23 protein-coding genes and 2 rRNA genes are annotated in these 26959 nt (G+C 73.5%); 7 read left to right on the top strand and 18 right to left on the bottom strand.

Translation table 11 applies throughout. From position 1 onward, the window contains the following. Window positions 1-309 precede the first annotated feature (309 nt). From BMY88_RS17405 to BMY88_RS17395, 3 genes are read left to right on the top strand one after another with little or no spacing between them, the layout of a single operon-like run. Window positions 310-1218 carry an AAA family ATPase gene (locus tag BMY88_RS17405; RefSeq protein WP_091946411.1) on the top strand — a complete coding sequence of 303 codons (909 nt, stop codon included), beginning with the start codon at window positions 310-312 and terminating at the stop codon, window positions 1216-1218. Window positions 1219-1231: 13 nt separating this feature from the next. After that, entirely contained in the window at window positions 1232-2797 is a 1566-nt protein-coding gene (locus tag BMY88_RS17400) for a VWA domain-containing protein (protein WP_091946408.1), read from the top strand. A 58-nt stretch (window positions 2798-2855) separates the two neighbouring features. Continuing rightward, the gene (locus BMY88_RS17395) at window positions 2856-3713 is read left to right on the top strand and encodes a DNA-formamidopyrimidine glycosylase family protein (protein WP_091946405.1); all 858 of its coding nucleotides are present in this window, start codon (window positions 2856-2858) and stop codon (window positions 3711-3713) included. Window positions 3714-3797: 84 nt separating this feature from the next. Here the strand turns inward: BMY88_RS17395 and BMY88_RS17390 are convergent, their stop codons facing one another. Beyond that, window positions 3798-4661: a PspA/IM30 family protein gene (locus tag BMY88_RS17390; protein ID WP_091946401.1), complete on the bottom strand. Its 864-nt coding sequence runs from the start codon at window positions 4659-4661 to the stop codon at window positions 3798-3800. A 165-nt stretch (window positions 4662-4826) separates the two neighbouring features. On the opposite strand from BMY88_RS17390, the gene BMY88_RS17385 reads away from it, so the two are divergent. Then, window positions 4827-5846 (top strand): PfkB family carbohydrate kinase, encoded by a 1020-nt coding sequence (locus BMY88_RS17385; protein WP_091946398.1) that lies wholly within the window; start codon window positions 4827-4829, stop codon window positions 5844-5846. On the opposite strand, the gene BMY88_RS17380 is transcribed toward BMY88_RS17385, so the two are convergent. The 10 genes from BMY88_RS17380 to BMY88_RS17335 all read right to left on the bottom strand — a co-directional run bounded on the left by BMY88_RS17380 (window position 5843) and on the right by BMY88_RS17335 (window position 17591). After that, a complete protein-coding gene (locus BMY88_RS17380; protein WP_244524759.1) occupies window positions 5843-7168 on the bottom strand; it encodes an ABC transporter ATP-binding protein in 1326 nt (441 codons plus the stop codon). The two genes, BMY88_RS17385 and BMY88_RS17380, sit on opposite strands and share 4 nt — an antisense overlap. Window positions 7169-7247: 79 nt before the next feature. Next, window positions 7248-8081 (bottom strand): carbohydrate ABC transporter permease, encoded by an 834-nt coding sequence (locus tag BMY88_RS17375; RefSeq protein ID WP_091946395.1) that lies wholly within the window; start codon window positions 8079-8081, stop codon window positions 7248-7250. Next, window positions 8081-9040, bottom strand: coding sequence for a carbohydrate ABC transporter permease (locus tag BMY88_RS17370; protein ID WP_091946391.1), 960 nt, complete (start codon window positions 9038-9040; stop codon window positions 8081-8083). The genes BMY88_RS17375 and BMY88_RS17370 overlap by 1 nt, the downstream gene beginning before the upstream one ends. Next, the gene (locus BMY88_RS17365) at window positions 9037-10317 is read right to left on the bottom strand and encodes an extracellular solute-binding protein (RefSeq protein WP_091946388.1); all 1281 of its coding nucleotides are present in this window, start codon (window positions 10315-10317) and stop codon (window positions 9037-9039) included. Before BMY88_RS17365 ends, BMY88_RS17370 begins: the two co-directional genes overlap by 4 nt. Before the next feature lie 116 nt (window positions 10318-10433). Beyond that, window positions 10434-11687: a DUF4032 domain-containing protein gene (locus BMY88_RS17360; RefSeq protein ID WP_244524758.1), complete on the bottom strand. Its 1254-nt coding sequence runs from the start codon at window positions 11685-11687 to the stop codon at window positions 10434-10436. Between the two features lie 76 nt (window positions 11688-11763). After that, entirely contained in the window at window positions 11764-12270 is a 507-nt protein-coding gene (locus BMY88_RS17355; protein ID WP_244524757.1) for a TetR family transcriptional regulator, read from the bottom strand. A gap of 25 nt (window positions 12271-12295) precedes the next feature. Beyond that, window positions 12296-12706 carry a helix-turn-helix domain-containing protein gene (locus BMY88_RS17350; RefSeq protein WP_091946382.1) on the bottom strand — a complete coding sequence of 137 codons (411 nt, stop codon included), beginning with the start codon at window positions 12704-12706 and terminating at the stop codon, window positions 12296-12298. Window positions 12707-12856: 150 nt separating this feature from the next. Beyond that, complete coding sequence (gene pgsA / locus BMY88_RS17345) at window positions 12857-13528, bottom strand: CDP-diacylglycerol--glycerol-3-phosphate 3-phosphatidyltransferase (RefSeq protein WP_244524756.1); 672 nt, start codon at window positions 13526-13528, stop codon at window positions 12857-12859. A 5-nt stretch (window positions 13529-13533) separates the two neighbouring features. Continuing rightward, complete coding sequence (locus BMY88_RS17340) at window positions 13534-14970, bottom strand: MiaB/RimO family radical SAM methylthiotransferase (protein WP_091946378.1); 1437 nt, start codon at window positions 14968-14970, stop codon at window positions 13534-13536. A gap of 53 nt (window positions 14971-15023) precedes the next feature. Then, on the bottom strand, window positions 15024-17591 hold the full coding sequence (locus BMY88_RS17335; RefSeq protein ID WP_091946375.1) for a DNA translocase FtsK: 2568 nt from the start codon (window positions 17589-17591) through the stop codon (window positions 15024-15026). A 74-nt stretch (window positions 17592-17665) separates the two neighbouring features. Here BMY88_RS17335 and BMY88_RS17330 point away from each other — a divergent pair, with 74 nt between their 5' ends. Beyond that, window positions 17666-19612 (top strand): alpha/beta hydrolase family protein, encoded by a 1947-nt coding sequence (locus tag BMY88_RS17330; protein ID WP_091946371.1) that lies wholly within the window; start codon window positions 17666-17668, stop codon window positions 19610-19612. Window positions 19613-19654: 42 nt separating this feature from the next. Here the strand turns inward: BMY88_RS17330 and BMY88_RS17325 are convergent, their stop codons facing one another. The 5 genes from BMY88_RS17325 to BMY88_RS17305 are packed head-to-tail and all read right to left on the bottom strand — an operon-like array spanning window position 19655 to window position 24893. After that, window positions 19655-21352: a ribonuclease J gene (locus tag BMY88_RS17325; RefSeq protein ID WP_091946369.1), complete on the bottom strand. Its 1698-nt coding sequence runs from the start codon at window positions 21350-21352 to the stop codon at window positions 19655-19657. Continuing rightward, window positions 21349-22245 carry a 4-hydroxy-tetrahydrodipicolinate synthase gene (dapA, locus tag BMY88_RS17320; RefSeq protein WP_091946366.1) on the bottom strand — a complete coding sequence of 299 codons (897 nt, stop codon included), beginning with the start codon at window positions 22243-22245 and terminating at the stop codon, window positions 21349-21351. Before dapA ends, BMY88_RS17325 begins: the two co-directional genes overlap by 4 nt. A 28-nt stretch (window positions 22246-22273) precedes the next feature. Next, window positions 22274-22798 carry a dihydrofolate reductase gene (locus BMY88_RS17315; RefSeq protein ID WP_091946363.1) on the bottom strand — a complete coding sequence of 175 codons (525 nt, stop codon included), beginning with the start codon at window positions 22796-22798 and terminating at the stop codon, window positions 22274-22276. Window positions 22799-22809: 11 nt separating this feature from the next. Next, window positions 22810-23628, bottom strand: coding sequence for a thymidylate synthase (locus tag BMY88_RS17310; RefSeq protein ID WP_428978323.1), 819 nt, complete (start codon window positions 23626-23628; stop codon window positions 22810-22812). Between the two features lie 44 nt (window positions 23629-23672). Next, on the bottom strand, window positions 23673-24893 hold the full coding sequence (locus BMY88_RS17305) for a winged helix-turn-helix domain-containing protein (RefSeq protein WP_170861156.1): 1221 nt from the start codon (window positions 24891-24893) through the stop codon (window positions 23673-23675). A gap of 62 nt (window positions 24894-24955) precedes the next feature. Between BMY88_RS17305 and BMY88_RS17300 the strand changes: the two genes are divergently transcribed. Both BMY88_RS17300 and BMY88_RS17295 read left to right on the top strand, forming a co-directional pair. Next, complete coding sequence (locus BMY88_RS17300) at window positions 24956-25543, top strand: GNAT family N-acetyltransferase (RefSeq protein WP_244524755.1); 588 nt, start codon at window positions 24956-24958, stop codon at window positions 25541-25543. Beyond that, window positions 25540-26205, top strand: coding sequence for a DUF2461 domain-containing protein (locus BMY88_RS17295; protein WP_091946357.1), 666 nt, complete (start codon window positions 25540-25542; stop codon window positions 26203-26205). Before BMY88_RS17300 ends, BMY88_RS17295 begins: the two co-directional genes overlap by 4 nt. Before the next feature lie 295 nt (window positions 26206-26500). Here the strand turns inward: BMY88_RS17295 and rrf are convergent. Next, a 5S ribosomal RNA gene (gene rrf, locus BMY88_RS17290) occupies window positions 26501-26617 on the bottom strand. 154 nt (window positions 26618-26771) lie between these two features. Continuing rightward, window positions 26772-26959, bottom strand: a 23S ribosomal RNA gene (locus tag BMY88_RS17285); the annotation flags it as partial.

Genomic DNA, 26959 nt, shown 5'->3' with positions numbered 1-26959 from the left:
TCCAGATCTGCTCGACCGACGGACGCCGGCTCAGCGCCCGGGGACCGGTCCTGGGGCACGGTGCCGGCTTCGGTCCGGGGCAGCCAGGAGCGGAGAGCGAGGTCCGCCCGCGGCGCAGCGACCTGCATGTCGCGCAGCCCGCTGGGTCTCCTCGACGGCCCGGCTCTCTGCCCGTCCCGACGGGCCGCCGCCCCGGGACGCTGGGTCCCTTCTCTCCGCGGGCCGGCCCCGCGATCGGCTAGCGTCCCGGCGACCGGCGCAGCGTCGGGTCATGGAGGACGGCCGCGCCGTCCTGGTCGAGAGGCGCCGATGTCCGAACCGTTCGCCGAGCCACCCGCGGTCCTCGCGACCCCCGACGCCGTGGCCGAGGGGCTGCGCGCCGCGGGGTACCTGCCCGACGAGACCATCGCCGGGACCGTCCACCTCGCCGCGGCGCTGGAGAAGCCCGTACTGGTCGAGGGACCGGCCGGCACCGGCAAGACCGAGCTGGCGAAGTCGGTCGCTCGGCTCACCGGCGCCCGCCTGATCCGGCTGCAGTGCTACGAGGGGCTCGACGAGGCCAAGGCCCTCTACGAGTGGGACTACCGCAAGCAGTTGCTGCGCATCCAGGCGGGCGGCGTCGGCGGACCCGGCGGCGAGCAGTGGGCGGACGTCGAGGACGACATCTTCAGCGAGCACTACCTCCTGCGCCGGCCGCTGCTGGAGGCGATCCGGGCCGAGGACGACGTCGTCCTCCTCATCGACGAGGTCGACCGCCTCGACGTCGAGACCGAGGCGCTGCTGCTCGAGATCCTCTCCGACTACCAGGTCTCCATCCCGGAGCTCGGCACGGTGACCGCCCGCCGGCGCCCCCTGGTGTTCCTGACCTCGAACAACAGCCGCGAGCTGTCCGAGGCGCTCAAGCGCCGGTGCCTGTTCCTGCACGTCGGCTACCCCTCGCCCGAGCGGGAACGGGAGATCGTCCTCGCCCGCGTACCGGGGATCTCCGACCGGCTGGCCGGCCAGGTCGCGACCGGGGTCGCCGGCCTGCGCCAGATGGATCTCAAGAAGCGGCCCTCGGTGTCGGAGACGATCGACTGGGCGCGGACGCTGGTCCTGCTCGGCGTCGAGACCGTCGACGGCGAGGCTCTGCTGCGGCACCTGCACGTGCTGCTCAAGCACCAGAGCGACATCGAGCTGGCGGGCACGCGGCTCGCCCGGGACACGAGGCCACGGTGAGCTCGGACCTCCCGTGCTGACGGCCCTGGAGGGCCTCGTCGCCGAGCTGCGCGAGGTCGGCGTGCCGGTCCCCGTGAGCGCCGTCGTCGACGCCGCTCGCGCGCTGACCCGCATCGATGTCCTCGACCGGGGCGCGGTGCGGGTTGCTCTGCGTGCGGTCCTGATCAAGGACGCCGGACACCTCACGGTCTTCGACACCGTCTTCGACACGTTCTTCGCCCTGCAGGAGGGGACGGCCGACGGCGAGGACGACGACCGGGGAACCACCGAGGGCGACGGCGACGCAACCGATCCCGCCACAAGCGACGACGGCGACGGCGACGGCGACGGCGGCAGCGGTCACAGTGGGCGGCGCGGCGCGCCGGGCGGCCTCCAGCACCTCGACGACGAGGCCCTGCGCGACCTGCTGGTGCGAAGCCTGCGGGAGGAGGACGCGGCCCTGCTGCGCGCCCTCGCCCGCGTGGTGGTCGACCGGCACGGCGCCGTGAACCCCGCCCGGCCCCAGGACGCGACCTACAACCTGTACCGGGCCCTGCGCATGATCGACTCCAACGGCATCGCGACCCGCCTCGCGGCCGCAGCGGACCCCGGACCCGACGGGGACGGGGTGCCGTCCGAGGTCGCCCTGCTCGCTGCCCAGGCGCAGGTGCAGCGGCTCGGTCTGGCGCTGGATACCGAGATCCGTCGCCGTCTGGTGGCCGGTCGGGGGGCGGAGGACGTCGCCCGGAAGCTGCGGACGCCGCTGCCCGAGAACATGGCGTTCCTGGGTGCGTCGTCGCTGCAGGTGGCGGCGATGCGCACGGCGCTGGGACCGCTCGCCCGCTCCCTGGCCGCCCGGATGGCCGAACGCCGTCGGCGCCGGCGCCGCGGCGCGCTCGACGTCCGCCGCACCGTGCGCACCGCGATGAGCACCGGCGGCGTCCCTGTGACACCGGTGTTCCGCCGGCCGCACCCGGCCAAGCCGCAACTCGTCGTCCTCGCCGACATCTCCGGGTCGGTGTCGACCTTCGCCACCTTCACGCTGCAGCTGATCCACGCGCTGCGCTCCGAGTTCACCTCCATCCGCAGCTTCGCCTTCGTCGACGACATCGAGGAGGTCACCGACCTGATCGGCCGGGCCGAGGACCCCACCGACATCGCGCGCCTGCTCAACAAGGCCGGAGCCGGCGTCTGGCTCAACGGACGCAGCGACTACGGCAACGCCCTGTCCGGCTTCGCCGAGCGGTTCGCGTCCCAGCTCACCCGGCGGACGACGGTCCTGGTGCTCGGGGACGCGCGCAACAACGACCTCGACCCGCGGACCGAGGCACTCGCCACCGTGCGCCGGGCGGCGGGGGCAGTGCACTGGCTGAACCCGGAACCCCGGGAGTCGTGGAACACCGGCGACTCGGTCATCGGTCGGTATGCCGCCCACTGCGACACCGTCGTGGAGTGCCGCACGGTGCGCGACCTCCGGGCGTTCACCGAGCGCCTGGGCGCAGCGGGCGCCTCACTCGCTCCCGGGGTGCAGCCGGCCGCGGAGGGCGTGGGAGAGCGCCGGCACGACCACGCCGCCGAGCACCATCACCACCACCACTGACAGTCACCACCACTGACAGCAGCAGCCGCGCCGGTCGGGCACCAGGGACACTGGGGGCGTGCCCGAGGGAGACACCGTCTGGTTGGCGGCCAAGCGCATGCACCAGGCGCTGGCCGGCGCCACGCTGCGCCGCGGCGAGCTCCGCGTTCCCCAGCTGGCCGCGACCGACCTCGCCGGCCGGACCGTGCGCGAGGTCGTGCCCCGCGGCAAGCACATGCTCATCCGGCTGGACGACGGCTGGACCCTGCGCACGCACTACCGGATGGACGGCAGCTGGCACGTCTACCGGCCGGGCGCGAAGTGGCGGGGCGGCCCCGCATTCGCCGTCCGCGCGATCCTGGCCACCGACGAGTGGGAGTGCGTCGGCTACCGGCTGCACGACATGGCCTTCGTGCCCACCGAGCACGAGGACCAGCTCGTCGGACACCTCGGCCCCGACGTCCTGGGCCCCGACTGGGACCTCGACGAGGCGCTGCGCCGGATGCGCGCCCGCCCCGACGAGGAGGTCGGCGTCGCCGTCCTCGACCAGCGCAACCTCTGCGGCCCCGGCAACCTCTACAAGGTCGAGTCGCTCTTCCTCACCGGCGTGCATCCGTGGGCGCGGGTGACCGACGTCGACGACCGCCTCGAACCGCTGGTGACCCGCGCGCGCACCCTCATGCTGGCCAACCGCGACCACCCCGAGCAGAGCACCACCGGGGACATGCGCAGGGGCTTCGACCACTGGGTCTACGGGCGCAAGGGCAAGCCGTGCCGGCGCTGCGGGACGCCGATCCTCCAGGGCGACCAGGGGCCGGAGCTGCAGGAGCGCGTCACCTACTGGTGCCCGAACTGCCAGGCGGCGCGCTCCCCCATCGACCCCGCGGCCCGCACCGGTGAGCAGGGCCGGCCCCGCCCGCTGGCCACCCCGGGCTAGCCGACCCCGGGCCGGTCACCACGGGACGCACAACGGCGGCCTCCGGTCGACCGGAGACCGCCGCGATGCGCTTGCGGGTGCTGCTCAGGCGCCCTCGGGGCGCTTCACCGGCTCCGCCACGGGCGCGGCGTCGGGCTGCTGGACGGTCTGCCCCTCCTCGATCGCCGCCGGCGACTCGCCCTTGTCGAGCGCGACGGGGGCCGCACCGGCGGTCACCGCGGGAGTTTCCCCGCCCATCGAGGCGCGGATCTGGTCGAGGCGCGAGGCGCCGGCCACGTCGAGCGTCGCCTTCTGCACCTCGATCATCCGGCCCTCCACCGAGCTCTGCGCGAGCTCGGCCTGCCCCAGGGCGTTGGCGTAGCGGGCCTCGATCTTGTCGCGGACCTCGGCCAGGCTCGGGGTGTTGCCCGGCGCCGAGAGCTCGTTGACCTGCCGCATCGACGCGGCCACGTGCTCCTGCATTTTGGCCTGCTCGAGCTGGCTCATCAGCTTGGTGCGCTCGGCGAGCGTCGTCTGCAGGCGCATCCGGCTCGTCTCGACCGCGCTCCGGGCCTGCTCCGCCGCCTGCAGCGCCTCGTCGTGGCTGCGCTTGAGGTCCTCCATCGACTGCTCGGCGGCGACCAACTGGGTGGCGAAGGCCTGCGCGGCGTTCTCGTACTCCGCGGCCTTGGGCTCGTCGCCCGTGGCCCGCGTCTGGTCCGCCAGCACCAGCGCCTGGCGCGCGGAGGCCTGCAACTTCTCGACCTCGCCCAGCTGCCGGTTCAGGCGCATCTCCAGCTGCCGCTGGTTGCCCAGCACCGCGGCGGCCTGGTTGGCCAGCGCCTGGTGGCGCTGCTGCTCGCTCTCGATCGCCTGGGCGATCTGGATCTTCGGGTCGGCCTTCTCGTCGATCTTCGCGTTGGCCGACGCAGTGAGGTACTTCCAGAGCTTCACGAACGGGTTGGGCATGGGTCCTCCGCTGTCTGTCGCCGGCGCGCACCCCGCGGGGCACCCGCGCGGGCACGGCGATCGTCGTCTTCCCCATCGTCCCAGGTGCGTCCGCTCCGCCACCACCAGAGCCCGCGCCTCCGCGCGCGGCGCCGGCGGACCGCCCGCCGCCGTTAGGCTCGGCCGATGGTCGACGGCGAGCCCTCCCTGACCGTGCTCGGCGAGCTGGTGGTCGACCTGCTGCCCGATCCCGGCGGCGACGCGGGACCGCACGGCACGGCGCCGCGCTACGTGGCCGCCCCGGGGGGCAACGCGCTCAACGTCGCCGTCGCCGCCGCCCGGCTCGGCGCCCCGGTCACGCTCCTGGCCCGGCTGGGCACCGGCCCGCTGGCCGCGCCGCTGCGCCGGCACGCGGAGCAGTCCGGCGTCGACGTCGGCCGCTTCGTGGCGGCGACCGAGCCGGTGAGCCTTGCCGTCGTCGGGCTGGGCGACGACGGCTCCGCCGAGTACGGCTTCCACGTCGCCGGGGCCGCGGACTGGCAGTGGACGGACGACGAGCTGGCCGCGGCGCTGCCGGGGACCACGGCGATCCTGCACGTCGGGTCGATCTCGGCCTGGACGCCGCCGGGCTGCGAGGCGATCGCCCGCCTGGTCGAGCGCGTCAGCGGCACGCTGCTGGTCAGCGTCGACCCCAACATCCGCCCCATGCTCGCCGAGGGGCCGGTGGGCGCCTCGCTGGGCAACGACGCGGACGCGGTCCGCCGGCGGCTGCAGCGCCTCATGCTGCACGCGGACGTCGTCAAGGTCAGCACCGAGGACTTCGCCTGGCTGCACCCCGGCGCCGACCCGGACCTCGGCACCTCGGTCTGGGCCGAGCGGGGGCCGGCGCTGGTGCTCATGACCGACGGCGGCCGGCCGCTGCGGGTCGCCCGGCCCGGGCGGCCGCTGCTGAAGCGGGAGATCCCGCAGGTCCCCGTGGTCGACACCGTCGGGGCCGGGGACTCCCTCGCGGCCGGGCTGTTCGCCGGGCTGCTCCGCCGGGGCGTGGCCACCCGGGCGGCCCTGGCGGAGCTGACCGACGACGAACTGGTGGCCGTCGTGGACGAGGCCGCGCTCGTCGCCGCCCTCAACTGCACCCGGGCCGTCGCCGATCCGCCGACCCGGGCCGAGCTCGACGCCCGCAGGGACCTGCGGCCGGGCCGCTAGGCGGCCCCGGCCCGGGTGGCGCCGCCCCCGCCCCCTCCGCCGGTGTCACCGAAGCCACCGCCACCGCCGCCGACCGTCTGGCCGGTGGTCTGGGCGTGCTCGACCTGCTCCAGGCGGTCCTCGTTGGCCATCTCGGTGAGCCGGGCACCGGCCTCGGCGTCACGGGTGAGGTTCTCGCCGGTCTGCGGGTCGAACACGTGCACCTTGCGGGAATCGAGCCAGAACTCGGCCTCCCGGCCCTCCCGGATCCGGCTGGTGGCGTCGATCGACACGATCGCCTGCGTCCGCAGCTCCTCGGAGTCCAGCTCCCGCGACAGGTCGCGCAGCTGGTCGCGGATCGCGTCGGGCGCCTCGTAGGGGATGTAGGCGAACTGGGAGTCCCCGAGCCACTCGGTCACGTCGACGCGCGCCGTGAACACCGAGCCCTTCGGCCGCTTGGCCTCGTCGACCAGCGAGGCGTCCTCGAAGTACTCCGGGCGGATGCCGACGAGCAGCACGTCGCCCTTGCCCTGCAGCGCGGCGGCGCGCTTCTCCTCGAGCTCGATGGGCCCGAAGGGGGTCGACAGGCGGTTGCCGCCCTCCAGGGTCGCCGGCAGGAAGTTCATCGGCGGCGAGCCGATGAACCCGGCCACGAACAGGTTGACCGGCTGCTCGTAGAGCTCCCGCGGCGAGGCGACCTGCTGGATCTTGCCCTTCCGCAGCACGCACACCCGGTCCCCGAGGGTCATGGCCTCGGTCTGGTCGTGGGTGACGTAGACGGTGGTGATCCCCAGCCGGCGCTGCAGCCGGGAGATCTCCGTGCGCATCTGCCCGCGCAGCTTGGCGTCCAGGTTGGACAGCGGCTCGTCGAAGAGGAACGCCTCGGCCTGGCGCACGATGGCCCGGCCCATGGCGACGCGCTGGCGCTGACCACCGGAGAGGTTGGCCGGCTTGCGCTCGAGGTGCTCGCCGAGCTCCAGGACGTCGGAGGCCTCGGTGACGCGGCGGCGGACCTCGTCGTCCGGGGTCTTGGCCAGGCGCAGCGGGAAGGCGATGTTCTCGAACACCGTCATGTGCGGGTAGAGCGCGTAGTTCTGGAACACCATCGACAGGTTGCGCTCGCGCGGGGCGAGGTCGTTGACCCGCTTGCCGCCGATCATCATGTCGCCGCTGGTGATGTCCTCGAGGCCGACGATCATCCGCAGCAGCGTCGACTTCCCGCAGCCGGAGGGGCCGACGAGGATCATGAACTCGCCGTCGGCGATGTCCAGGCTGACGTCGTTGACCGCCGGGAACCCGTCGCCGTACTGCTTGACGATGTTGCGCATCTCGATGGAGGCCATCAGTTCTCGTCCCCTCGGGAGGTCGTGGGAGTGGGGGGCTGGGGAGTCGGGGCCGTGCAGCTGAGGGGCATGGCGCGCGTCAGCCCTTGACCGCGCCGTTGGTGAGCCCGGCGACGATCCGCCGCTGGAAGAGCAGGACCAGGACGACGACCGGGATGGTCACGATGACCGCGGCCGCGGCGATCGCGCCGGTCGGATCCTCGAACTGCGAGGCGCCGGAGAAGAGGCCGAGCGCCGCGGGCACCGGCCGGGCGGCGTCCGTCGAGGTCAGCGAGATGCCGTAGACGAAGTCGTTCCACGCGATGAAGAACGCGATGATCGCCGTGGTGAAGACGCCGGGCGCGGCCAGCGGGACGATCACCTTGCGGAACGCCTGCCAGGTCGTGGCGCCGTCCACCTGGGCCGCCTGCTCCATTTCCCACGGGATCTCCCGGAAGAAGGCCGACATGGTCCAGATCGAGATGGGCAGCGTGAGCGACAGGTACGGGATGATCAGCCCGAGCCAGGTGTCGTAGAGGCCGATCTGCCGCCACACGTTGAACAGCGGCGTGACGATCGAGATGACCGGGAAGATCGCCACCACCAGGGCGGTCGACAGGATGAGCTTCTTGCCGGGGAAGTCGAGCCGGGCGATGGCGTACGCCGCGAACATCGACAGCAGGCAGGAGATCGCCGTGGCGATCAGGCAGATCCCGAAGCTGTTGCGCAGCGCGGGCCGGAACAGGTCCTTGGCGTTGCCGGTGAGGATCGTCCGGTAGTTGTCGAAGGTCGCGTTGTCCGGGAGGAAGCCCCCGCTGTTGAGGTCGGCCGGCGGCTTGAACGACACCGAGACGATCCATGCGATGGGGAACAGGCAGTAGACGAGGATCGCGATGCCCGCGACCCACCACCAGGTCTTCTCCTTGCGCGACATCACTCACCCCTCGCAGACGCCAGGTCGACCTTGAAGCCCTTGATGAACACGGCCGCCAGCAACATCACGCAGATGAACAGCAGGACCGAGACCGCCGAGCCCAGGCCGATCTCCAGCCGCGAGATCGTCTGCCGGTAGGCCAGGAACGAGACCGACTCGGTGCTGTTCGCCCCGTTGGTCATCACGAAGATGCTGTCGAAGACCCGGAACGCGTCGAGGGTCCGGAAGAGCAGGGCGACCATGATCGCCGCCTTCATGTTCGGCAGGGTGACCTTCCACAGCCGTTGCCACCACGTCGCTCCGTCGACCTTGGCGGCCTCCTGGAGCACCTCCGGCACCTGCGCCAGCCCCGCCAGCAGCAGCAGAGAGATGAAGGGCGTCGTCTTCCAGATCTCGGCCAGGCAGATGACGAACAGCGACGTCCCGGTGCCGCCGAACCAGTCCGTGTCGGAGGCGACCCCGGGCAGCCACGCGAACCAGCTGTTCACGAAGCCGGTGTTGATGTCGAAGGCGAACTGCCAGGCGAAGGCGGACACGACCGTGATGACCGCGTACGGGATGAGGATCGCGGCCCGGATCACCGGCCGGATCGCCCGTAGCGCCTTCGCCATCACCATCGCCAGGGCGAAGCCCAGGACGAGCTCCACGGCGACCGTGACGACGGTGATGAGCATCGTCACGCCCAGGGACTTCCACCACAGCTCGTCGGTGAGGATGACCCAGTAGTTGGTCAGGCCGTTGAACGAGCGGTTGTCCGGGTCGGTGAGCCGGTAGGAGAACAGCGAGTCGTAGGTGGCCTGGAGGATCGGGTAGGCCGTGACGGCCAGCATCACGAAGAACGCCGGGCCGGCCAGCATCCAGCCCAGCTTGCGTTCGGCCTTCGCGCGGTCGCTGATCGTGCCGTGCGGAGCGGAGACGGGCTGGGTCTTCTCCGCCGGGGGGAGTGTCGTCTGGCTCATAGCAGCTGCTCTCCTGCCAGGACGGCCGTGATGAACTCGGTCGCGTCGGCGGCGGTCTGCGGGCCCACCGACGCCGGCGAGTGGTAGCTCGCCTGGATGCCGCCGGTGATCTCGCTGTAGTACGGCGACTGCGGCCGCGGGGCCGCCAGCTCGAGGGACTCCCGGATGACGGGGGCCATGGGGAACTTGTCGAGCACCTCCGGGTCGTCGAACGCCGACGCCAGCGACGCGGGGTTGCCGTCGCTGATGAAGTAGGCGATCTGGTTCTCCTCCGAGCGGATGCACTCGACCGCCTCGAAGGCGATATCCACGTTCTCGCTGTACGCGCCCACCCCGAGGTCGATCCCGCCCAGCGGCGGTGCGGCGGGGGTGTCGGCGTCGACCCGCGGGTACACGGCCGCGCCGTAGTCGTCGGCGAGCTCCTGACCCACGGTCTCCACGGCGCGCGGGTAGACGAACGGGTAGTTGACCTGGAAGCCACCGTTGTCGCCCTCGAAGCCGGTGGCGGAGGCGTCCTCGTTCTCGGTGGAGAACGCGGCTCCCGCCGCGTCGGAGTCGGCGACCAGGCGCATGACCTCCGCCGCTCGCTGCCCGGCCTCGGTGTCCAGACCGAGCTCGATGTCCTCCGGCGCGTCCGCGTTCTGCTCGATGATGTGCCCGCCGGCGGACTCGATCAGCGCGTTGACCCAGACGGTCAGCGACTCGGCCCGGGCCCCCTGCGCGCCGATCAGCACGCCCTGCTCCTCGGCCACCTCGACGATCTGCTCCCAGGTGACCGGCTGGGTCATGTCGAGGCCGGCCGCCTCGACCACCGACAGCCGGTACCAGAGCACCTGGGTGTTGGCCCAGAACGGGACGGCGACGATCTCGTCGTTCCAGGTCGCGCCGTCGACGGCGCCCTGGACCACGCCCCCCGTGGTCCGCTCCTGGAGGTCCTCGGGGACCGGGGCCAGGAAGCCGGCCTCGGCGAACTCCGGGACGAACGGCGGGTCCAGGCTCATGATGTCGATCGAGGAGTCCTCGGCCGCGAGCCGGCGGATCAGCTGCTCCCGCTGCCCCGCGGCATCGCGTGGCAGCACCTCGGTGTCGATCGTGTAGCGGCCGCCGGCGTCATCGGTGCAGGCCTCCGCGATCGAGGCCTGCCCGCCGGAGTCCGGGTTGATGTACCAGGTCAGTGTCGGCGGCCCGCTCTCGTCGCTGCCGCACCCGGCCAGCGTGGAGGCCAGCACGATCGCCGCCGCCCCGCCGCCGAGTCCTCTGCGTCTCCGGTCTGGCACCCGTCATCGCCTCCGTCCTCGGCGAGCGTCGTCGATCACCGCCTCGCTACCGTGGCCCTCGTCACAGGCGTGCGCAAGTCGGTCGTTCTCGATACGTGACCGGACATCCGTGGTGGTCAGGGTCGCTTCGCGATGACCGACGGCGTGGTGAGCTCCTCCGGCGTCCGAGGGAGCACCGTCGCGACGTAGGAGCGCGCCGCCGTGCTGGTGCCGACGTCCCGTCCGGCCCGCTCCGAGAGGAACCAGCGGTGCTCCAGCACCTCGTGGAAGACCTCCGCGGGGGCCAGCCGGCCGGCCAGCTCGGGCGGGATCGCGTCGACGACCGGCTGGTAGACCTCGGCCAGCCACTGGTGGGCGGCGACGGTCTCGCGGACCGGCCCACCGGTCTTCTGCTCGAGGTAGGCGCGGAAGGCCCGGATGTCGTTGAGCAGCCGCCGCGCCTGCCGCTCCTGCACCTCCAGGCCGGTCAGCCGGAACAGCTCGCGGCGGTTGCCGCCGGGCTCGGAGACCCGGGTCTCCACGCGCAGGCGCACGCCCTCGGGGGTGTCGAGGAGCTCCACCTCGCCGACGTCGAAGCCGAGGTCGTTGAGCCGCTGGAGCCGCTCGGCGACGCGGTAGCGCTGCTCCTCGCGGGAGAAGACCTCCTCGCGGGTCACCTCCTCCCACAGCACGGCGTAGCGCTGCGGCAGGCTCTCCGAGACCTCGATCGGGTCGATCCCCTCGGGCAGCAGGCCGCCGTACTGCAGGTCGAGCAGCTCCGCGCCGACGCGCTCGCGGGCCAGCTCGACGTCGTAGAGCCGGCGCCCCGGGGACAGCGAGGGCTGCCGGTCGACCGTCTCGGCGTCGACCAGGTAGGCCGCGAGCGTGCCAGCGTCGAGCCGGAAGAGCGTGTTGGACAGCGAGCAGTCACCCCAGAAGATGCCCGCCAGGTGCAGCCGCACGAGCAGCACCACCATCGTGTCCAGGAGCTGCTCGGCGGAGTGGTCGCCCCTCGGCCGCGAGAACAGGTACCGGTAGGACATCGAGTACTCGAGGTAGCGCGTCACCAGGATCGCCTGCTGGTCGCCCGGCCGGTCCACGCAGATGCCGAGCACGGAGACGGCCGGCAGCCCCTCCTCCTCGAACTGGCTCAGCAGCGCGTACTCGTGGCGGGCCAGCGACTCCGCGATCTCCTTGAGGGCGTAGACGTGCCCCTCGGCGGCGACGAAGCGGACGACGTGGCGGGAGATGCCGCGCTGCGGGACGTCGATGGTGAGGGCGGGGTCCCACTCCTCCAGCGGCCGGTGCCAGGGCAGGGCCAGGAGCGCGGCGCCGTCGGTGGCCGGGGGTCGGAAGAGGTACCGCAACGCGCGCTCCCGGGTTCCGGGCACGCCGGCCGCTCCGTTGCGACACGGCAGAGCACCCACCATGGCACGGCGACCGGTCCGCCGCACGGACGGGGCGGGCTCAGCCGGGCGGGTGCAGGAGGAGCGCCAGCCGGCGCGCCTGACGCCGGCGGGCCGGCGGATCGGCGGGCTGGAACACCAGGCCCAGCAGCCAGCGGGCGATCGTCTCGGCGGTGTCGGCATCGGTGTCGAGCACCTCGGCCAGGGTGCCGGTCCCCGCCGACCAGCGCTCGGCGCCCGCACCCAGCAGCTCCGCCAGGTCGGCGGGGTCGGTGCGCGCCATCGTGCGCAGCACCGGATGGTCGGCGACGGCGTCGGCGAGCAGCACCAGCGCCTCCTCCGGGACGAGCGCGGCCGACTCCACGGCGAGCCTCGCCAGCTCGGCCGACAGCAGGGCCCGGACGACGTCGTCCTTGGTGCGGAAGTGGTTGTACAGGGTCGCCTTCGCCACGCCCGCGGCCGCCGCGACCGCCTGCATCGTGGTGGCCCGCAGCCCGGTGTCGGCGAAGGCGGCGGCCGCACCCCGCAGCAGCGCCAACCGCGTCCGGTTCACGACGGGCCGGCTCACGCGGCGATCATGGCCGGGTCCCCCGTCAGGCGGCGAGCGAGACCGCCTCGCCACGGCGCAGCGCCGCGGAGGCCGACGGCGCCTGACCCGCGCCGACCAGGGCCAGGGCCGGCTCCCCGGCGGGGACGTCGGCGGCCTCGGCCGCGTCGTCGGCGGCCGGCAGCGCGCCCGCGGCGGCCGGCGGGACCGGGCGCAGGCCCCCGTCGGACACGCGCAGTTCGAGGCTCACCTCGGCCAGCAGGTCGGCGAGCTCCAGCTCCAGCGCGTCGCAGATCGAGGCGAGCAGCTCGGAGGAGGCCTCCTTCTGCCCCCGCTCGACCTCGGAGAGGTAGCCGAGGCTGACGCGGGCGACGCCGGAGACGTCGCGCAGGGTGCGCCGCTGCCGCAGCCGGTGCCCGCGGAGGGTGTTCCCGAGCTGGGTGCGCAACAGCGTCATGGCCGTCTCCTGTCCTGCCTGTGCGGAAGCGGCGACGCCCCGGGGGACGCCGTGCGCTCACGGTACGCGGCGCCCGTGACGGGAGTCCGCCCATCCCGGCCGCGTCCGCTCATGGCGTAACGCCCGGGCCCGGCCGGAGCCTTCCCGGGACTACGCGGCGGTGTCGGTGCGCTCGCCGGTCTCACCGGTGCCGGCGGCGGTGCGCCGGGCGACCGCCGCCTGCATCGCCCGGGCGCTGGTGCGCCGCAGGGAGAGCGCGCGGACCACGTAGTCCAGCCCGGTGACGAGGGTGAGCACCAGCGCCGCGGCCATGACCCACCAGCGGGCGGTGGCCAGGAGGCCGGTCAGCGGGAGCAGGTACAGCGCGATCGCCAGCGCCTGGACGACGGTCTTGGCCTTGCCGCCGCGGCTGGCGGCGATCACCCCGTGCCGGATCACCCAGAACCGCAGCAGCGTGACCCCGACCTCGCGGACCAGGATGGCGACGGTCACCCACCACGGCAGCAGCTCGAGCACCGAGAGGCCGATGAGCGCGGCGCCGGTGAGGGCCTTGTCGGCGATCGGGTCGGCCAGCTTGCCGAACTCGGTGACCTGGCCGGTGCGGCGGGCGATCATCCCGTCGTAGCGGTCGGTGATGATCGCCAGCCCGAAGAACAGCGTCGCCCAGTACCGCTGGCTCTCGTCCAGCCCGCCGTCGGTCAGCAGCAGCACCGCGAACACCGGGACCACGGCCAGCCGCAGCACGGTCAGCGCGTTCGGCACGTTCACCAGCCGCACCGACTGGACCGGGGTCGCTGCCGGGTCGGGGGCGACGTCGCTCACGGTGCTCAGCGTCCCGCCGGGGAGAGCGCGGGCACCACCACGGCGGCGACCAGGTCGACGCCCTCGGTGTCCACGACCTCGGCCGCGACGAGCTGACCGGCGACGGCGCCGGCGGGGACGCCGGTCACCGTCGTCGTCCCGTCCGCGTCGGGGTCCTGGTGGGCGGCGTGGCCGAGCCAGACGCCCGGGCCCTCGGCGGCGGAGAGGTCCTCGGTGAGCAGCACCTCGACCCGCTCGCCGATCCGGTCCTCGGCGCGCTGGGCGGTCAGCTCCTCCACCAGGTCGGTGATCCGGCGGACGCGCGCGTCGATCTCGTGCTGGTCGAGCTTGCCGGGCAGGCCGACCGCCTCGGTGCCCTCCTCGTCGGAGTAGCCGAACACGCCGACCGCGTCCAGGCGGCCGGCCACGAGGAAGCGCTCGAGCTCCGCGACGTCGTCCTCGGTCTCGCCGGGGAAGCCGAGGATGACGTTGGTGCGGAAGCCCGCCGGAGGGGCCAGCTCGCGCGCCCGCTCGATGATCCGGAGGAAGTCCTCGGTGCCGCCGAAGCGGCGCATGCGGCGCAGCAGCGAGGGCGAGGAGTGCTGGAACGACAGGTCGAAGTACGGCGCGACGCCGGCCGTCGTCGCGATGACGTCGAGCAGGCCGGGCCGCAGCTCCGCGGGCTGCAGGTAGGCGACGCGCACCCGGGCGATCCCCTCGACCGCGGCCAGCTGCGGCAGCAGACCCTCCAGCGTGCGCAGGTCGCCGAGGTCCTTGCCGTAGGAGGTGGAGTTCTCGCTGACCAGCACGAGCTCGGTGACGCCCTGCCCGGCCAGCCACTGCGCCTCGCCGAGCACCTCGGCCGGGGGGCGGGAGACGAAGGCGCCGCGGAAGGCGGGGATGGCGCAGAAGGCGCAGCGGCGGTCGCAGCCGGAGGCGAGCTTCACCGCTGCCGTGGGGCCGGTGGCCAGCCTCTTGCGCTGCACCCAGCCGTGGCCGGGGATGGCCGGGGCCGACTCCGCGGCCACCGCGGCCGTGCGGTCGACCGGGCTGATCGGCAGCAGCGTGCGGCGGTCGCGCGGCGTGTGCGGCACCAGCGGGCGGCCGGCGAGCACGTCGTCGAGCCGGTCGCCGATGGCCGCGTAGTCGTCGAAGCCCAGGACCGTCGCCTCGGGCAGCGCGCCGGCGAGCTCGGAGCCGTAGCGCTCGGCCATGCAGCCGACGGCGATCACCTCGGCGCCGGAGTCGGTGGCGGCGAGGATCGCGTCGACCGAGTCCTTCTTGGCCGTCTCGATGAAGCCGCAGGTGTTGACCAGCACGGCGTCGGCGCCCTCGGCGTCCTCGACCAGGGAGTACCCGTCGGCCAGCAGCCGGCCGGCCAGCTCCTCGGAGTCGACCTCGTTCCGGGCGCACCCGAGGGTCACCACCGCCACCGTGCGGGCAGGGCGGAGCGGAGGTGTCACCGGGCCATCGTAGTCGCCACCTCCGCGCCCGTCGGGTGGACGCGAGGTGACGTTCAGCCTTCTGCTCCCCCGCCGTTGCGGAGCAGGAAGAGCGTGCCCTCCAGCTCGTCGGGCTTGATGAGCACGTCGCGGGCCTTGGAGCCCTCGGAGGGGCCCACGATCCCGCGGGTCTCCATGAGGTCCATCAGCCGGCCGGCCTTGGCGAAGCCCACCCGCAGCTTGCGCTGCAGCATCGACGTCGACCCGAACTGGCTCGTGACGACGAGCTCGACGGCCTGGACGAGGAGGTCCAGGTCGCCGCCGATGTCCTCGTCGATCTCCTTCTTCTCGGCCGCGGCCGCGGTGAAGACCTCCTCGCGGTACTCCGGCTCGGCCTGGCGCTTGGAGAACTCGACGACCGACTCGATCTCGGCATCGGAGACGTAGGCGCCCTGCACGCGCACCGGCTTGCCGGCCCCGATGGGCATGAACAGGGCGTCGCCCATGCCGATCAGCTTCTCCGCGCCCGGCTGGTCGAGGATGACCCGACTGTCGGTGAGGCTGGAGGTGGAGAAGGCCAGCCGCGAGGGCACGTTGGCCTTGATCAGGCCGGTGACGACGTCGACCGAGGGCCGCTGCGTGGCGAGCACCAGGTGGATGCCGGCAGCGCGGGCCTTCTGCGTGATCCGGACGATCGACTCCTCGACGTCGCGGGGGGCGACCATCATGAGGTCGGCGAGCTCGTCGACGATCGTGAGGATGTAGGGGTAGGGCTGGTAGATCCGCTCGCTGCCGGGCGGGGCGGTGATCTCGCCGCGCTCGACCTTGCGGTTGAAGTCGTCGATGTGCCGGACGCCGGTGGCCCGCATGTCCTGGTAGCGCTGCTCCATCTCCTCGACCAGCCAGGCCAGCGCGGTGGCGGCCTTCTTGGGGTCGGTGATGATCGGCGTGATCAGGTGCGGGATGCCGTCGTAGGGCGTGAGCTCGACCATCTTCGGGTCGATCAGGATCATCCGCAGCTGGTCCGGGGTGGCCCGCAGCAGCAGCGAGGTCAGCAGCGAGTTGATGCAGCTGGACTTGCCGGCGCCGGTCGCGCCGGCGACCAGCAGGTGCGGCATCTTCGCGAGGTTGGCGCAGACGAAGCCGCCCTCGATGTCCTTGCCCAGGCCGACCAGCATCGGGTGCGGGTCCTGCTTGGCGGCCGTCGAGCGCATGACGTCGCCGAGGCTGACGGTCTCGCGGTCGGTGTTGGGCACCTCGACGCCCACCGCGGACTTGCCCGGGATGGGGGCGAGGATCCGGATGTTGTCGTTGGCGACGGCGTAGGCGAGGTTCTTCGTCAGCGCGGTGATCTTCTCGACCTTGACCGCGTTGCCCAGCTCGATCTCGTACCGGGTGACCGTCGGACCGCGCGTGTAGCTGGTGACGGCGGCGTCGATGTTGAACTGCTCGAGCACGCCGGTGATCGCCTCGATGGCGGTGTCGTTGGCCTGCGAGCGCGCCCGCGGGGGCGTGCCCGGCCGCAGCATCGACAGCGGGGGCAGCGTGTAGTTGCCCTCGACCGGCTGGATGGTGAGCTGCTGCGGCTCGTCGATGGGCGGCAGGTCCTCCGGCGGCGCGGTGCGGTCGACCGGCTTGGGGCGCGCGGCCGGCGGGGGCACCGGCGGAAGGCCCGTCGGGAGCTCGGTGTGGTCGGGACCGGTGGTGCGGGTGGCGTCGGGCGCATCGGCCAGGGCTGCGTGGTCGATGACCGGGCCGGTGGCCAGCAGGTCCTCGGCCAGCGCCTTGCGGCCGCGCCGCTTCGGCGCCTCCTCGAGGGCCGCCTCGTCGTCGTAGTCCTCGTCCTCGTCGTAGTCCTCGTCGTACTCCTCGCGCCCGAGGACCCGGTCCAGCCAGCCGCGCAGCCGCTCGGGCACCTGGTGCACGGGGGTGGCGGTGATGACGAGCAGGCCGAAGACGGCGAGCAGCACGAGCAGGACGACGGCGACGGCGCGGCCCACCCCGGCCGCGAGCGGGGTGCCGACCGCCCAGCCGAGCAGGCCTCCGGCGCCGGGGTCGGTCGCGGCCATGTCGGCGTCGAGGGCGATGACGTGGGCGGCGCCGACGACGGACAGCAGCGCGCAGGCCCAGCCGATGAGCAGCCGCCCGCGGGCCTCGGGGCGCGGACCGCGACGCAGCAGTCGCAGCGCGGCGAACAGCAGGACGACGGGCAGCACGAGCACGAGCGCGCCGACACCGAAGCGCACGCCGTCGGCCAGCCCGGTGCCGACCGGGCCGATGCCGTCGGTCCAGGCGGCCGCCCCGAGGACGACGGCGAGACCGAGGACGGCCAGGCCGACGCCGTCGCGCCGGTGCTCGGGCGCCAGCGGCTCGGTCTCCTCCGGGCGGGCGACCGAGCGGGCCAGGCCGCCGGCACCGCGGGCCAGCAGCCCCCAGCCGCCGCTGACCATCCGCCACACGGAGGCTGCCGCGCCGGGCCCGGACTGCTGCCGGGCCGGGGCCTTGCGGGCGCCCGCGGTCCGGGCGGCGGGCTTGCGCCCGCCCTTGACCGGCGGCCGCTTCCGGCTCGCCGTGGACCCCGAGCGGCCGCGGGCGGCACCCCGACCGGCCGCGGGGCGGGTCGTCGTTCCGCGCGCAGGCATGCGTCAGACGGTAAGCCCGCGGAGGCCCCCGCCCGGGCAGGCGGACGGACGTGTCCCCCGCATACGGTCGGCCCATGACGAACCCGGCCACGGCGCCCTTCGGCAGTTGGCCCACCCCCATCACCTCGGCGCTGGTCGTGCGGGCGGCGGCCCGCCTGGGCGAGGTGGTCGTGGACGGGGACGACATCTGGTGGTCGGAGTCACGACCCGGCGAGGCGGGTCGGTCGGCGCTGGTCCGGCGCTCCGCCGACGGCTCGGTCACCGACGTCCTCCCGCCGCCGTGGAACGCCCGCACCCGCGTGCACGAGTACGGCGGCGGGGCCTGGACGGTGGCCGACGGCGACCTGTGGTTCACGGAGTTCACCGACCAGCGGCTCTACCGGTTGGCCCCCGGCGACTCCGCCCCGGTCGCGGTCACGCCGGAGCCGGGGATCCCCTCGGGCGTCCGGTTCGGCGACCTGCACCCGGTGCCCGGCGGCGTCCTCGCGGTGCGGGAGAGCCACGCGGCCTCGGGTGCCGCGGTCGACGTGGTGAACGAGCTGGTGCGGGTCGCTGCCGACGGTGCGGTCGAGGTCCTGGTCAGCGGACCGGACTTCGTGTCCGACCCGCGGCCCGGGCCCTCCGGCGAGCTGGCCTGGCTGCAGTGGGACCACCCGCGGATGCCGTGGGACGCCGCGCAGCTGATGGTGCGGTCGCCCGACGGCACCGAGTCGGTCGTCGCCGGCGGGCCGGGCGAGTCGGTGGTCCAGCCGGTGTGGGAGCCCGACGGCGGCCTGCTCTTCTTCTGCGACCGCACCGACGTCTGGGCGCTGTACCGCCGCCGCCCGGACGGCGCGGTGGAGCCCGTGCTGGACGTGGGTGCCGACCTCGCCGGGCCGCAGTGGCAGCTGGGGGCCAGCCGGATCGCGCTCTTCCCCGGCGGCCGCGTGGTCGTCGACGTCCGAGCCGACGACGGCGAACGGCTCACCCTCCGGGACCCCTCGGGCGGGCTGCGCGAGCTCCCGACGCCCGGGTACACCGCCTTCCGGGCGCTGCGCGCCGCCGGGGACGCCGTGGCCTGCGTCGCCGGCGGCCCGTCCGCGGAGCCGGTGGTGCTGAGCGTGCCGCTCGACGGCTCCGGCGCCCGGGTGCTGCGCCCCGCGCGCGACCTGGGTCTGGACCCGGCCTGGTTCTCCCGCCCCGAGCACGTCTCCTTCCCCACGCCGGACGGCGGCACGGGCATCGGCAGCGCCCACGCGCTGGTGTACCCGCCGGCCAACCCCGGCGTCCGCGCCCCCGAAGGCGACCTGCCCCCGCTGCTCGTCGTCGTGCACGGCGGCCCGACCGCGTCGGCGACCCCGGTGCTGAACCTCGACGTCCAGTACTGGACCTCGCGCGGGTTCTGCGTCGCCGACGTCGACTACCGCGGCTCGACCGGCTACGGCCGGCGCTACCGCGACGCACTCCAGGGCCGGTGGGGCGAGGTCGACCTCGACGACGTCATCGCGTGCGCGCGGTTCCTCGCCGACTCCGGGCGGGTCGACCCCGCGCGGATGGCGATCCGCGGCGGCTCGGCGGGTGGCTTCACCACCCTCGCGGCGCTGGCGATGCGCCCGGGCACGTTCTCGGCGGGAGCGAGCCACTTCGGCGTCGCAGACCTCGGCGCACTTGCCCGGGACACGCACAAGTTCGAGTCCCGCTACCTCGACGGGCTGGTCTCGCCGTGGCCGGAGCGGGCCGACGTCTACGCCGAGCGCTCCCCGATCTCGCACGTGGGCACGCTCGACACCCCGCTGGCGGTCTTCCAGGGCGAGGAGGACCGGATCGTGCCGCTGGAGCAGGCCGAGGCGATCGTCGCGGCCCTGCGCGCGCGGCGCGTGCCACACGCCTACCTGCTGTTCCCCGGCGAGCAGCACGGCTTCCGCCGGGCGGAGAACATCCGCGCCGCCCTGGACGGCGAGCTGTCGTTCTACGCCCAGGTGTGGGGCTTCGACCTCCCCACCGCCGAGGCCATCCCGCCGATCGAGGTGCGCCGTGGCTGAGTGGAGTGCCGGAGCGCAGGTTTCCTGCACTCCGGCACTCCGCTACACCTCGAGGACCGTGGGGATGATCATGGGACGGCGGCGGTAGGTGTCGCTCACCCACTTGCCGACCGTCCGGCGGATCACCTGCGCGAGCCGATGGGCGTCGACCTCGCCGTCTGCCAGCGTGCGCTTGAGGTTGTCCTCGACCAGGCGCAGCGCCTCGTCGAAGGCCGACGGGTTCCCCGAGAAGCCCCGGGTGGACAGGTGCACCGGCCGGACGATCGTGCGGGTCGAGGGCTCGACGACGACGGTGAGCGCCACGAAGCCCTCGTCGCCGAGGATGCGCCGCTCCTGCAGCGACTCCTCGCCGACGTCGCCGACATTGAGCCCGTCGACGTAGACGTTGCCGATCGGCACGGAGCCGACGATCTGCGCCTTGCCGTCGACGAGGTCCACGACGACGCCGTCCTCAGCGAGGATGACGCGGTCGGCGCTCATCCCGGTCTGCTCGGCGAGCGCGGCGTGGGCGCGCAGGTGGCGCCACTCCCCGTGCACCGGCATCAGGTAGCGCGGCTTGGCGACGTTGAGTAGCGTGCGCAGCTCCCCCGCCGGCGCGTGCCCGGAGACGTGCACCATCGCCGTCTCCTTGTGGATCACGGTCGCGCCCAGCCGGGCGAGCCCGTTGATCACCTTGTAGACGGCGGTCTCGTTGCCGGGCACCAGCGACGACGCCAGGACGATCGTGTCGCCGGCCTCGATGGTCACCTGGTGGTGCTCGCCGCGTGCCATCCGCCCCAGCGCCGACAGCGGCTCCCCCTGCGAGCCGGTGCTGATCAGCACGACCTGCTCGGGCGGCATCGACGTCGCCTCGTCGAGGGACACCATCAGCCCCGGCGCCATGCGCAGCAGGCCGAGATCGCGGGCCACGCCCATGTTGCGGACCATCGAGCGGCCGACGAGGGCGACCTTGCGGCCGTGGGTGTGCGCGGCGTCGAGGACCTGCTGGATGCGGTGCACGTGGCTGGCGAAGCTCGAGACGATCAGCCGCTGGGTGGCGCGGCGGAAGACGTCCTCCAGGACGGGGCCGATCGCCCGCTCGCTGGTGACGAACCCCGGGACCTCGGCGTTGGTGGAGTCCGACAGCAGCAGGTCGATGCCCTCGATGCCGAGCCGGGCGAACGCGCCGAGGTCGGTCAGCACGCCGTCGAGCGGGAGCTGGTCCATCTTGAAGTCACCGGTGTGCACCAGCAGCCCCGCGGGGGTGTGCACCGCGACGGCCAGGGCGTCGGGGATCGAGTGGTTGACCGAGATGAACTCGCAGTGGAACGGCCCGGCGAGGTGGTCGTCGCCGGCGGCCACCTCGACCAGCACCGGATCGATGCGGTGCTCGCGCATCTTCGCCTTGACCAGGGCGAGGGTGAACCGGGACCCGACCAGCGGGATGTCCGCCCGGAGCCGGAGCAGGTAGGGCAGCGCGCCGATGTGGTCCTCGTGCCCGTGGGTCAGGATCACGGCGTCGATGTCGTCGAGCCGGTGCTCGATGACGCCGAAGTCCGGGAGGATCAGGTCGATGCCCGGCTGCTCGGCCTCGGGGAACAGCACGCCGCAGTCGATGACCAGCAGCCGCCCGTCGAACTCGAGGACGGCCATGTTCCGGCCGATCTCGCCGAGCCCGCCGAGGGCGATGACCCGCAGGCCGCCGTCCGGCAGCGGGGGCGGCGTCTTGAGGTCCAGGTGCGGCTGGGTGGGTGCACTCACAGGGTGACGCCTCCGGCGGCGAGTTCGGTGCGCAGCTGCTGGAGCTGCTCGGGGGTGGCGTCGACCAGGGGCGGTCGCACGGGCCCGGCGGGCAGGCCGAGCGCGTTCAACGCCGCCTTCACCAGGATGACGCCCTGGGTGCGGAAGATGCCGGTGTAGACGGGCAGGAGGCTCTCGTTGACCGCGCGGGCCTTGACCAGGTCGCCGGACTCGACGGCGGCCACGAGCTCGGCCAGCCGGGGACCCACCAGGTGCCCGACCACGCTGACCACGCCGACGGCCCCCAGCGCCAGCAGCGGCAGGTTCAGCATGTCCTCGCCGCTGTAGTAGACGAGGTCGGTGCGGGCCAGGGTCCACGCCACGGCGCCGAGGTCGCCCTTGGCGTCCTTGACCGCGACGATCCGCGGGTGCTCGGCGGCGCGCACCAGCGTCTCGACCTCGATCGGCACGACGGTGCGCGGCGGGATGTCGTAGAGCATCACCGGCAGGTCGGTCGAGTCGGCCACCGCGGTGAAGTGCCGCAGCAGGCCCTCCTGCGGGGGCTTGTTGTAGTACGGCGTCACCACCATCAGGCCGTGCGCGCCCAGGCGTGCGGCGTCCCGGGCCTTCTCGATGGAGTGCGCGGTGTCGTTGGTGCCGACCCCGGCGAGGACGACGGCGCGGTCGCCGACGGCGTCGAGCACCGCCTCGAGCACGGCGCGCTGCTCGGCGTCGCTGAGCGTCGCGGACTCCCCCGTCGTCCCGGCGACGACGAGACCGTCGTGGGCGCCGCGGTCGACCAGGTGGGCGGCCAGCTCCTGGGCGCCGGAGAGGTCGATGGAGCCGTCCTCGGCGAGCGGGGTGACCATCGCCGAGAGCACGCGCCCGAAGGGCCGGGCGGGGTCGCTGGTCATGGGGAGAATCTACCCAGCGGGGTCATGGTCATCCGCCGTGCGGGGCGGCTGCGCGCCGGTGGTCCGCGATGGCGTACCGCAGGCCCGTGGACGGCGACGTCGTCCAGCCCTCGGCCGGGGTGCGCGACACCCGCCGCCACTGCGCGTCCAACGCCGGGGCCAGGGTGTCGCCGGCCACCGCCAGGTCGACCTCGGTCACCACGGCGCGAACGGCGTGCGGCAGGAACGCGGCGTACACCGCGCCGCCGCCGATCACCCAGCAGTCGGGATGCCGGTCCAGCACCTCGTCCACCGAGGACGCCCGATCCGCGCCGTCGGCCCGCCACCGCGGATCGGACGTGAGGACGACGTTGGTGCGACCGGGCAGCGGGCGGACGCGCTCGGGCAGCGACTCCCAGGTGCGCCGGCCCATCACCACCGTGCACCCGCTGGTGAGCTCGCGGAACAGCCGTAGGTCCTCGGGGAGGTGCCACGGCAGCGTGCCGCCGGCGCCGATGACCCGGTCGTGGGCCTGGGCCCAGATCAGCGAGACGCCCGCCCGCGCCGCGTCCATCTGCGCTGCGGTCAGACGGCGACGGCGGCGCGGATGGCGGGGTGCGGGTCGTAACCGCGCATGCCGACGTGCTCGACGGTGTAGTCGAACAGCGACGGCGCCGGCGCCAGCTCCAGCGTCGGGAACGGCCGGGCCGGGCGGGAGAGCTGCTCGCGCACCTGCTCGTGGTGGTTGTCGTAGACGTGGCAGTCGCCGCCCACCCAGATGAAGTCGCCGGGCTCGAGGCCGACCTGCGCGGCGACCATGTGCGTGAGCAGCGCGTAGCTGGCGATGTTGAACGGCACGCCGAGGAACATGTCGGCGCTGCGCTGGTAGAGCTGGCAGGACAGCCGCCCGCCCGCGACGTGGAACTGGAACAGCGTGTGGCACGGGGCCAGCGCCATCTCGGGGATGGCGGCGACGTTCCACGCGGAGACCAGCATGCGGCGGGAGTCGGGGTCGCGGCGCAGGGTCTCCAGGACGGCGGAGATCTGGTCGACGTGCTCGCCGGACGGCGTGGGCCAGGAGCGCCACTGCACGCCGTAGACCGGGCCCAGCTCGCCGGTGGGCGAGGCCCACTCGTCCCAGATCGAGACGCCGTGTTCGTGCAGGTAGGCGACGTTGCTCTCGCCGCGGAGGAACCACAGCAGCTCGACGACGATCGAGCGCAGGTGCACCTTCTTCGTCGTCAGCAGGGGGAACCCGGCCGAGAGGTCGTAGCGCAGCCGCTCCCCGAAGAGGCTGACGGTACCTATGCCGGTGCGGTCCGCCTTCGGCGTGCCCTCCTCCAGGACCCGTCGCAGGAGGTCCTCGTACTGCGTGTCGACCGGCGCCCCGGGAGTCCCCACCACGTCCCCGAGAGTAGAGGCCGGGTGCGACGGAACGCCCGCGCCGCTCAGGGCGCGACGACCGAGGCGGCGATCAGGTCCGCGGCCAGGTCCCCCGCTCCGACGACGACGACCCGGTCGAGCTCGAGCCAGTCGGCCATCAGCCCGAGCTCGGCCGCCAGCTCGACCGCCACCTCGGCGCGGTCGATGCCGTCCTCGCCGTGGACGGCCTGCACGAGCAGGGCCCCGGACCGGCGGTCGGCCTTGAGGTCCGCACGGGCGACGAGCCGGTCGCCGAGGAGGAAGGGCAGCACGTAGTAGCCGTGCACGCGCTGCGCCGCCGGCGTGTAGATCTCCAGGCGGTAGCGGAAGCCGAAGAGCCGCTCCACCCGCGGCCGCTCCCACACCAGCGAGTCGAAGGGGCTCAGCAGCGCGCGTGCCGTGGCCCGGCGGGGACGGCGCGCGGCCGGGTCCAGCCACGCTGGCGCGGCCCAGCCGTCGACGCGCACGGGCAGCAGCTCGCCGGCCTCGGTGAGCTCCGCGATCGCCGTCCGCGCCGCCTCGGGCCGCAGCCGGAAGTAGTCGCGCAGGTCCCGCTCGGTCGCCACGCCCAGGGCGCGCGCGGCCGTCCGCACCAGCTCCCGGAACGCGGCGGCCGGCTCCGGGGTCGGGGCGGCAACGACAGCAGGCGGCAGCACCCGCTCGGTCAGGTCGTACACCCGCTCGAAGCCGGCCGTGCGGCTGCGGGCGGTGAGCGCCCCGGTGAAGAACAACCACTCGAGCGCGACCTTCGCCGGATGCCAGTTCCACATCGTGCCGGGCTGCTCGCGCCGGGTCTCCAGCAGCTCGCTCGCCTTCGTCGGCCCCCGCTCGCGCACCCGGTCGAGCACCTCGGTCACGTACCCGGGCCGGTCGCGCTGGACCGCGATCATGTTCCCCCAGGCGTGCTCCTCCGCGGCCGCCATGCGCCACCGCAGGTGCGGGTGGAGCCGGACCGGTAGGTAGGACGCCTCGTGCGCCCAGTACTCGAACAGCTCGTGCCGGCGCCCGGCGAAGTCGTCGAGTGCCGCCCTCGGATAGGCCCCGAGCCGGCTGAAGAACGGCAGGTAATGCGACCGGGAGAGGACGTTCACCGAGTCGATCTGGACGACGCCCACCCGATCGGCCACCCGCCGGAGCCGGCGACTGTCGGTCGGCCCGGTCGGCCGGGGGTCGGCCACGCCCTGGGCCGCCAGCGCGATCCGCCGCGCCAGGGGGGCGGGCAGCCGGTCGACGGCGGAAGCGCTCACGGCTGCCGATCCTGCCTGCCGGGTCCGACAGTCGCGCCGCCACCTGCGCCTACGCTGCCGGGGTGGAACCGCCCCGCTTCCCCCGGCTGACCGGCGACGCCGCCGTCTCGGTCCGCCCGGCCCGCCCCGACGACGCTCCGGACATGGCGCGCGTGCAGGCGGTCACCTGGCGGACGGCGTTCCGCTCCGTGCTTCCAGCGGACGTGCTCGACGAGTGGGACGAAGCCGCCGCAGCGGAGGTCTGGCGGGCGACGGTGGTCCGCCCGCCCACACCGGCACACGGCGTCGTCGTCGCCCTCGACGGGGCGACCGTGGTCGGTTTCGCCGCCTACGGCCCGCCCGAGGTGGACCCCGGTGAGCCGGCGTCGGCGGACGGGCCCACCACGGAGCTCGCGATCCTGCTGGTCGAGCCGCGCTGGGGCCGCCGCGGGCACGGCAGCCGACTCCTGGCCGCGGTCGCCGACCTGGCCGGCGCCACCGGCGCCGCACGGTTGAGCATGTGGGTGGCGGAAGCGGACGAGGTGACGGCGCGCTTCCTGGAGTCCGCCGGGTGGGCTCGCGCCGGCTGGGCCCGCACCCTGGACACCGGTGACGAGCCGCTGCGCGAGGTGCGGTGGCACGCGGAGCTCGACGGGGAGGGCGTGCGGTGACCTTCGACGGCTTCCCCGACGAGGGACTGGTCTTCTACGAGGGCCTCGAGGCCGACAACAGCAAGACCTACTGGACGCAGCACCGCGCGGTGTACGAGTCCTGCGTCCGGGGGCCGCTGCAGGCACTGGCCGACGAGCTCGCCTCCGAGTTCGGGCCGGCCAAGCTCTTCCGCCCCTACCGGGACGTGCGCTTCAGCAACGACAAGACGCCGTACAAGACGCACCAGGGCGCCGTCGTCGAGCCCCCGGGGCGCGGTGCGGGGGCCTGGTACGTGCAGGTCTCGGCCGACGGCCTCCGGGTCGCCGGGGGTTGCTGGCGCCTGGAGTCCGACCAGGTGGCGCGCTACCGGCGGGCGGTCGTCGACGACGTGCAGGGCCGGCGGCTCGCCGGCGAGGTCGCGCGGCTGACCGCCGCCGGTTGGGAGGTGGGCGGCGACCGCCTGACGCGGACCCCGACGGGCTTCGCCGTGGACGACGGCGACCGCGCCGCACTGCTGCGGCACCGGTCGCTCTCGGTCGCCCGCCAGTTCGAGCCGGCCCCCTGGTTGCACGAGCGCGAGGCGCTCAACCGGGTGCGGACCGCCTGGCGCGACCTCGTGGCGCTCAACTCCTGGCTCGCCGACAACGTCGGCGCGACCACCAAGGAGAACCGCCGCCGCTGACCACAAGGGCAATTACGCCCTTCTGCGCGGTGCAACTCTGCGCTTCTGCACGGTGCAACTCTGCGCTTCCGCACCGTGCAACTCCGCGCTTCCGCACCGTGCAACTCCGCGCTTCCGCACCGTGCAACTCCGCGCTTCCGCACCGTGCAACTCCGCGCTTCTGCGCGGTGCAATGTTGCGCTTCTGCGCGGTGCAATGTTGCGCTTCTGCGCGGGGGGTGCGGTGGTGCGGGGTGGGGTGGGGGAATGCAGATAGGGCCCCAGCCGGTTGGCTGGGGCCCTATCTGGGAATGGTTGTCCGGCGGTGTCCTACTCTCCCACCCCGTCTCCAGGGCAGTACCATCGGCGCTGAGAGGCTTAGCTTCCGGGTTCGGAATGGGACCGGGCGTTTCCCTCTCGCCATGACCGCCGTAACTCTGTGAACTTGTCGACCCCTTCCGCGGTTCCGCGGCCGGCCCCGATCGCGGGGGGCGGCACGGAACGACGGGGGTGGTCGTTCGTTCAGAGCTGCACAGTGGACGCGTGGTTCTTCGACAGCCACGGTGTTCGTGGTTGGAAGTGGGTTGTGTGGTCAAGCCCTCGGCCTATTAGTACCGGTCAGCTCCACACCTTGCGGTGCTTCCACTTCCGGCCTATCAACCCGCTGGTCTGGGCGGGGGCCTTACCCGGTTGACCCGGTGAGAGACCTCATCTCGAAGCGAGCTTCCCGCTTAGATGCTTTCAGCGGTTATCCCTGCCGAACGTAGCCAACCAGC

Source organism: Trujillonella endophytica (assembly GCF_900110555.1).
Classification (GTDB): Bacteria; Actinomycetota; Actinomycetes; order Mycobacteriales; family Geodermatophilaceae; genus Trujillonella; species Trujillonella endophytica.
The sequence above is the reverse complement of the archived record's forward strand: the minus strand, read 5'-3'. Positions and strand labels throughout refer to the sequence as shown.

Excerpts from the sequence above, each read along its gene's own strand:
- BMY88_RS17385 (WP_091946398.1), top strand. The coding sequence starts at position 4,827 with ATGGTCGACGGCGAGCCCTCCCTGACCGTGCTCGGCGAGCTGGTGGTC.
- BMY88_RS17350 (WP_091946382.1), bottom strand. The coding sequence starts at position 12,706 with ATGACGCTGTTGCGCACCCAGCTCGGGAACACCCTCCGCGGGCACCGG.
- BMY88_RS17370 (WP_091946391.1), bottom strand. The coding sequence starts at position 9,040 with ATGAGCCAGACGACACTCCCCCCGGCGGAGAAGACCCAGCCCGTCTCC.
- BMY88_RS17330 (WP_091946371.1), top strand. The coding sequence starts at position 17,666 with ATGACGAACCCGGCCACGGCGCCCTTCGGCAGTTGGCCCACCCCCATC.
- BMY88_RS17380 (WP_244524759.1), bottom strand. The coding sequence starts at position 7,168 with ATGGCCTCCATCGAGATGCGCAACATCGTCAAGCAGTACGGCGACGGG.
- dapA (WP_091946366.1), bottom strand. The coding sequence starts at position 22,245 with ATGACCAGCGACCCCGCCCGGCCCTTCGGGCGCGTGCTCTCGGCGATG.
- BMY88_RS17335 (WP_091946375.1), bottom strand. The coding sequence starts at position 17,591 with ATGCCTGCGCGCGGAACGACGACCCGCCCCGCGGCCGGTCGGGGTGCC.
- BMY88_RS17405 (WP_091946411.1), top strand. The coding sequence starts at position 310 with ATGTCCGAACCGTTCGCCGAGCCACCCGCGGTCCTCGCGACCCCCGAC.
- BMY88_RS17315 (WP_091946363.1), bottom strand. The coding sequence starts at position 22,798 with ATGGACGCGGCGCGGGCGGGCGTCTCGCTGATCTGGGCCCAGGCCCAC.
- BMY88_RS17375 (WP_091946395.1), bottom strand. The coding sequence starts at position 8,081 with ATGTCGCGCAAGGAGAAGACCTGGTGGTGGGTCGCGGGCATCGCGATC.
- BMY88_RS17390 (WP_091946401.1), bottom strand. The coding sequence starts at position 4,661 with ATGCCCAACCCGTTCGTGAAGCTCTGGAAGTACCTCACTGCGTCGGCC.